Source organism: Mycobacterium alsense, assembly GCF_002086635.1.
Taxonomy (GTDB): Bacteria; Actinomycetota; Actinomycetes; order Mycobacteriales; family Mycobacteriaceae; genus Mycobacterium; species Mycobacterium alsense.
This window is the reverse complement of sequence record NZ_MVHD01000098.1, coordinates 1-6452: the sequence shown is the minus strand read 5'-3', so window position 1 is coordinate 6452 and position 6452 is coordinate 1. Positions and strand designations below refer to the sequence as shown.

General features: G+C 70.6%; 8 protein-coding genes. 7 read left to right on the top strand and 1 reads right to left on the bottom strand.

All coding sequences use genetic code 11. The features are described from left to right. The 3 genes from BST11_RS26380 to BST11_RS26370 all read left to right on the top strand — a co-directional run. Positions 1–549: HNH endonuclease (locus BST11_RS26380; RefSeq protein ID WP_142276597.1), on the top strand; the 549-nt coding region annotated here is incomplete at its 5' end. Positions 550–606: 57 nt separating this feature from the next. Continuing rightward, entirely contained in the window at positions 607–825 is a 219-nt protein-coding gene (ctaJ, locus tag BST11_RS26375; protein WP_083141117.1) for an aa3-type cytochrome oxidase subunit CtaJ, read from the top strand. Then, entirely contained in the window at positions 812–1279 is a 468-nt protein-coding gene (locus tag BST11_RS26370; protein ID WP_083141116.1) for a DUF5130 domain-containing protein, read from the top strand. The genes ctaJ and BST11_RS26370 overlap by 14 nt, the downstream gene beginning before the upstream one ends. 80 nt (positions 1280–1359) lie before the next feature. On the opposite strand, the gene pepN is transcribed toward BST11_RS26370, so the two are convergent. Beyond that, positions 1360–3951, bottom strand: coding sequence for an aminopeptidase N (pepN, locus tag BST11_RS26365; RefSeq protein WP_083141115.1), 2592 nt, complete (start codon positions 3949–3951; stop codon positions 1360–1362). Between the two features lie 104 nt (positions 3952–4055). Between pepN and BST11_RS26360 the strand changes: the two genes are divergently transcribed. The 4 genes from BST11_RS26360 to BST11_RS29045 all read left to right on the top strand — a co-directional run. Then, positions 4056–4679: a mycothiol-dependent nitroreductase Rv2466c family protein gene (locus BST11_RS26360; protein WP_083141114.1), complete on the top strand. Its 624-nt coding sequence runs from the start codon at positions 4056–4058 to the stop codon at positions 4677–4679. A 27-nt stretch (positions 4680–4706) separates the two neighbouring features. Continuing rightward, the gene (locus BST11_RS26355) at positions 4707–5186 is read left to right on the top strand and encodes a ribose-5-phosphate isomerase (RefSeq protein ID WP_083141119.1); all 480 of its coding nucleotides are present in this window, start codon (positions 4707–4709) and stop codon (positions 5184–5186) included. Positions 5187–5190: 4 nt separating this feature from the next. Next, positions 5191–6006 carry an Fpg/Nei family DNA glycosylase gene (locus BST11_RS26350; protein ID WP_083141113.1) on the top strand — a complete coding sequence of 272 codons (816 nt, stop codon included), beginning with the start codon at positions 5191–5193 and terminating at the stop codon, positions 6004–6006. A gap of 57 nt (positions 6007–6063) precedes the next feature. Beyond that, positions 6064–6452 (top strand): Mtp family mycobacterial-type pilin (locus BST11_RS29045; RefSeq protein WP_211284797.1); only part of this gene is annotated, 389 nt, incomplete at its 3' end.

Here is a 6452-nt window from a genome sequence, read left to right as displayed (position 1 = left end):
CACCCGCCCACCCGGCACGAGGGCGCATCGATCTGGAGCCGCCGGCGGGTCCTGCTGCTGAACTCCACCTACGAGCCGCTCACCGCGCTGCCGATGCGGCGGGCCATCGTCATGGTGATCTGCGGCAAGGCCGACGTGGTGCACGACGACCCCGCCGGGCCGGTCATCCACTCCGCGACCAGGTCGATCGTGGTGCCGTCGGTCATCCAGCTGCGGTCCTACGTGCGCGTCCCGTACCGGGCGCGGGTGCCCATGACGCGCGCCGCGCTCATGCACCGCGACCGCTTCTGCTGCGCCTACTGCGGGGGCAAGGCCGACACCGTCGACCACGTGGTGCCCCGCAGCCGCGGCGGCGACCACAGCTGGGAGAACTGCGTCGCGTGCTGCTCGACCTGCAACCACCGCAAGGGCGACAAGCTGCTCGCCGAGCTCGGCTGGGCGCTGCGCCGGGCGCCGCTGCCGCCGACGGGGCAGCACTGGCGGCTGCTGTCGACGGTCAAGGAACTCGATCCCGCCTGGGCCCGATACCTCGGCGAGGGCGCGGCCTGAGCGGTCCGCCTGTGCGGGCGGATTCGCCGGTGGGATACGGTTTGCGTCGTGAGCCTCATGCAGATCCACCTGTTCTTCATCGGGATCCCGCTGCTGGTCGTCGCCGTGCTGGCCACGCTGATCTGGTCGCACAAGGGGCCGCACCCCGCGACCTACAAGATGTCGGAGAAGTGGACGCACCCGCCGATCCTGTGGGCCGCCACCGACGAGGACGTCGGCGGGGGGCACGGCACGTCGGAGTTCTCGGTGGGAGGTGGCGCCAGTGGCACGTGGTGAGGTTGCGACGGTCGAGCCCAGCGAGCTGCCGAGAGGTTGGGTGGTCACCACCAGCGGGCGGATCTCGGGCGTCACCGAGCCCGGTGAGCTGTCGGTGCACTATCCGTTTCCGACCAGCGACCTCGTCGCCATCGACGACGCCCTGAAGTACGGCTCGCGGCGGTCGCGCGCGCGGTTCGCCATCTACCTCGGCGACCTGGGTAGCGACCCCGCGGCGCGGGCCCGCGAGATCCTGGCCAAGGTGCCGACGCCCGACAACGCGGTGCTGCTCGCCGTCTCGCCCGACCAGTGCGTCATCGAGGTGGTCTACGGCTCGGCGGTGCGGGGCCGCGGCGCCGAGTCGGCCGCGCCGCTGGGGGTGGCCGCCGCCGCGTCGGCGTTCGAGCAGGGCCACCTGGTCGACGGGCTGGTGAGCGCGATCCGCGTGCTCAGCTCCGGGATCTCCCCGGCCTAGCTGGTCGGGCTCAGCTCGTCGAGCCTGCGCCCGGAGCGTCGATCGACGCCGCGAATTTCACGCGCTGAGCGCGGGCTCGATCAGGAGGCGTCGAACCGACGGGCCCGCAGGGCCCGCTTCACCCCGGCCTGGCCCTCCACCACAAGCCGCCGCAGCGCGGGCGGAATCTCGGGGTCGCCCAGGAACGCGTCGGCCGCCGCGATGCCCGCCTCGCTGATGTCCCAGTGCGGGTACAGCCCGATCACCACCGTCTGGGCGACCTCGCTGGACCGGCGCGCCCACACCCCCGGGATCGCCTCGAAGTAGCGCGCGGTGAACGGCTTGAGCAGCTCGTGCTGGCCCGGCGGGGCGATGCCCGCGATGATCGAGCGGGCCGTGATGTTGGCCAGGGTGTCGTCCTCGACCACCGTGGTCCAGGCCTGCTCCTTGACCGGCAGCTGGGGCCGGGCCGCGGCTGCCTGGGCGCCGTGGCGCTGGCCGGCGGCGGTCGGGTCGCGCCGCACCTCGGCGTCGATGAACGGAGTCGCGGGCCCGTCGGCGTCGATCTCGCCGGCGGCGGCCAGCGCGGTCACGATCCGCCAGCGCAGGTCGGTGTCGACCTCCAGGCCGGCCAGCCCCAGCTCGGCCGGGTCTTCAAGGGATGGGTCGAGGAGGTCGGCCAGCGTCACGACGTGCCGGGTCGACAGCACCGACGAGCACAGCGTGTTGACGAACGCGAGCTGGTGATCCGATCCCGGCGCGGCCGCGCGCGCCAGCTCCAGCAGCCGGTCGGCGAATTGCGGCCAGCCGTGCTCACGCGCCCAGCCGGGCTCGGCGTAGGACCCCAGCGCGGTCTGGGCCTGCATCAGCAGCCGTTGCGCCACCCCGACCTGCGATTCGGCCTGCACGCCGCCGGAGACCAGCGCCACGAAGTCGCGGGCGCGCAGCTCGGCCTCGCGGGTCATCTCCCACGCCGCCGACCACACCAACGAGCGGGGCAGCGGATCGGCGATGTCGGCGATGCGCTCCAGCGCGGTCTGCAGCGACACGCCGTCCAGGCGCAGCGAGCAGTAGGTCAGGTCGTCGTCGTTGACCAGGATCAGTTTTCCGCGCGAAACCCCCACCAGCGCGGGCACTTCCGTCCGCGCGCCCTCGACGTCGAGCTCCTCGCGGTGCACCCGTACCAGCTTGCCGGCCCCATCCTCGTCGTAGATGCCCACCGCCAGCCGGTGCACCCGGGTCTCGCCCGCGCCGGGCTCGGCGCCGCTCTGCGTCACCGCGAAGCGGGTGAACCTGCCCTCGGAGTCCACGTCGAAATCGGCTCGCAGCGTGTTCAATCCGGTGGTCTTCAGCCACTGCCGGCCCCAGCCGGACAGGTCACGCCCGGACGCCTTCTCCAGCGCGGCGATCAGGTCACCGAACGTGGCGTTGCCGTAGGCGTGCGCGCGGAAGTAGTCGCGCAGTCCGGCCAGGAAGTGCTCCAACCCGACGTAGGCGACGAGCTGCTTGAGGACCGACGCCCCCTTGGCGTAGGTGATTCCGTCGAAGTTCACCTCGACGGCCGCCAGGTCGGGGATCTCGGCGGCGATCGGATGCGTCGACGGCAACTGGTCCTGGCGGTACGCCCACGACTTTTCGACGGTCGCGAACGTCGTCCACGCCTCGGTGAATTCGGTTGCCTCGCTTTGGCACAACACCGACGCGAACGTCGCGAACGACTCGTTGAGCCACAGGTCGTCCCACCACCGCATGGTGACCAGGTCCCCGAACCACATGTGGGCCATCTCGTGCAGCACCGTCTCGGCGCGCCGCTCGTAGGAAGCCCGGGTGACCTTGCTGCGGAAGACGTAGTCCTCCAGGAAGGTCACCGCGCCGGCGTTTTCCATCGCCCCGGCGTTGAACTCGGGAACGAACAGCTGGTCGTACTTGCCGAATGCGTAGGGCAGGCCAAAGTGCTTGTGGTAGAAGCCGAATCCCTGCTTGGTCTGGGTGAACAACCGTTCGGCGTCCATGTGTGGGGCCAGCGAGGCCCGGCAGTAGATGCCAAGCGGGATCTCGCCGTGCTCGTCGGCGTAGGAATCTTTCCATTCGGCGTAGGGGCCGGCGATCAGGGCCACCAGGTAGGTGCTCATCCGCGGGGTTTTGGCGAAGGTGTGTACCCTCCCTCTTTCCGCGCCCTTTTCCGAGTCCGCCACGGATTCGGGCGCGCCGTTGGAGATCACCTTCCAGTGCGTCGGCGCGGTCACCCGCACGTCGAACGTCGCCTTGAGGTCGGGTTGGTCGAAGCAGGCGAACATGCGCTTCGCGTCGGCGGTTTCGAATTGCGAGTACAGGTATGTCTCGTTGTCCACGGGGTCGACGAAGCGATGCAGGCCCTCGCCGGTATTGGAATAGCGGCAGTCGGCGTCGACGACGAGGACGTTGTGATGCTCGAGCCCGCGCAATTCGATGCCGGTCGATTCGTCGTAGCCGGACACGTCGAGGGCGTGCCCGTTGAGGGTGGCGGAGCGGACGGTGTCGGCGGCGAGGTCGATGACCGTGTCGGCGCCGCGCAGCGCGTCGAACTCCACGGTGGTGGTCGACCGGAAGGTGCGTTCGCCGGCCGTGACATCGAGCTCGATCTGATAGCTGTCGACTGTGATCAGGGCGGCGCGTTCGACGGCCTGATCCCGGGTGAGATTAGGAAGGACCACGCGTCCAAACTACGTGTCGGGGGCAAAACTCGGGCAGTGTGGGAACACCGCCGCGGCGCCTACGGTTGTGCCTGACGGTGTCTCGTCGACGAAAGGACTGCGCTATGCCCGAGAAGGCCCCGGTGAAAAACCAAGCCGACTTCTGGTTCGATCCGCTGTGCCCGTGGTGCTGGATCACCTCGCGCTGGATCCTCGAGGTGGAGAAGGTCCGCGACATCGACGTGCACTTCCACGTGATGAGCCTGGCCATCCTCAACGAGAATCGTGAGGGCCTGCCCGACAAGTATCGCGAGATGATGAAGCACGCCTGGGGGCCGGTGCGGGTGGCGATCGCCGCCGAGCAGGCCCACGGCGCCGAAGCCCTTGCCAAGCTGTACACCGCCATGGGCACCCGGATTCACAACGAGGACAACAAGAACCTCGAGGAGGTCATCGAGCTGTCGCTGGCCGACGCCGGGCTGCCGGCGGAGCTGGCCAAGGCCGCCGAGAGCGAGGCGTACGACGACGCGCTGCGCAAAAGCCACCACGCCGGCATGGACGCGGTCGGTGACGACGTCGGCACCCCGACCATCCACGTCAACGGGGTGGCCTTCTTCGGGCCGGTCCTCTCGAAGATCCCGCGCGGCGAGGAGGCGGGCAAGCTGTGGGACGCCTCGGTGACGTTCGCGTCCTACCCGCACTTCTTCGAACTCAAGCGGACCCGCACGGAGGCGCCCGAGTTCGACTGAGCCCGCCGGGCGGGCAGAATGTTCGGCATGCGCGTCTACCTGGGTTCCGACCACGCCGGCTATGAGCTCAAGCAGCAGATCGTCGAGCACCTGAAGGAATCCGGGCACGAACCGGTCGACTGCGGAGCCTTCAGCTACGACCCCGACGACGACTATCCGGCGTTCTGCATCGCGGCGGCGACGCGGACGGTCGCCGACCCGGACAGCCTGGGCATCGTGCTGGGGGGGTCGGGCAACGGCGAGCAGATCGCGGCGAACAAGGTCCCCGGGGCGCGATGCGCGCTGGGGTGGAGCGTCGAGACCGCGACCCTGGCGCGCCAACACAACAACGCGCAGCTGATCGGCATCGGCGGCCGCATGCACACCGTGCCCGAGGCGCTGGCGATCGTCGACGCCTTCCTCAGCACGCCGTGGTCGAAAGCCGAACGCCACCAACGGCGCATCGACATTCTCGCCGAGTACGAACGCACCCACCAGGCGCCGCCGGTGCCCGGCGCGCAGGGCTGAGCCGGTGCCCGAAGGGCATACCCTGCACCGGCTGGCGCGGCTGCACCAGCGCCGGTTCGGCGGGGCACCCGTCCGGGTGTCCAGCCCGCAGGGCCGCTTCGCCGAACCGGCGGCCGTGGTGGACGGCCGGGTGCTGAGGCGCACCAGCGTGTGGGGCAAGCACCTGTTCCATCACTACGAGGGCGGACCGATCGTGCATGTGCACCTCGGGCTCTACGGCGCCTTCACCGAGTGGCCGGTTCCCGCGGCGCCGGGCGGTGCGGGGCTGCCCGAGCCCGTCGGGCAGGTGCGGATGCGGATGGTCGGGACCGACTACGGCACCGACCTGCGCGGCCCGACGGTCTGTGAGGTCATCGACGAAGGCCGGGTCAGCGCCGTGCTGGCCAAGCTCGGGCCCGACCCGCTGCGCCGCGACGCCGACCCGTCGTGGGCGTGGGCACGAATCGCCAAGTCGCGCAGGCCGATTGGCGCGCTGCTGATGGACCAGACCGTCATCGCCGGGGTGGGCAACGTCTACCGTAGCGAGTTGCTGTTCCGCCACCGCATCGACCCGTTCCGGCCCGGGCAGGGGATCGGCGAGGCGGAGTTCGACGCGGCGTGGACCGACCTGGTGGCCTTGATGAAGGTCGGTCTGCGCGGCGGCAAGATCGTCGTGGTACTGCCCGAACACGACCACGGCGCGCCGTCGTACCGGCCCGACCGCCCGCGGACCTACGTCTACCGGCGCGCGGGCGAGGCGTGCCGGCTCTGCGGCGAACCGATCCGCACCCAGGTGCTCGAGGGCCGCAACGTGTTCTGGTGCCCGAACTGCCAGAGGTGACCGCGAAAACGTCGGCGCCGAGCGTTTGAATTCAAAACGCGCGGGCACCTTTGCAAGATGAAGAATCTCGCTCGTTTAGCTGCAACGATCTCCGCCGCGGCGGGGCTGGGCCTGGCCGGGCTGGGCGTCGCGACCGGCGCGCAGGCGCATCCCGGTCCGGCGCCGCAGTGGTGCCCCGGCGACTTCTGGGACCCCGGCTGGGGCAACAACTGGGACGCCTGGCATTGCCACGACAACTGGCGTGGACCCGGGCCCAACCCGCACCCAGGGTTCAACGGCCCCGGCGGACCGGGTGGCCCGGGCTGGCCCGGCGGTCCCGGCGGACCGGGCGGGCCCGGCGGTGCCGGACCCGGTGGGCCGGGCGGACCCGGCGGTGCCGGACCCGGTGGGCCGGGCGGACCCGGCGGTGGCGGACACGGTGGTGGCGGTGGCGGCGGCGGTGGCGG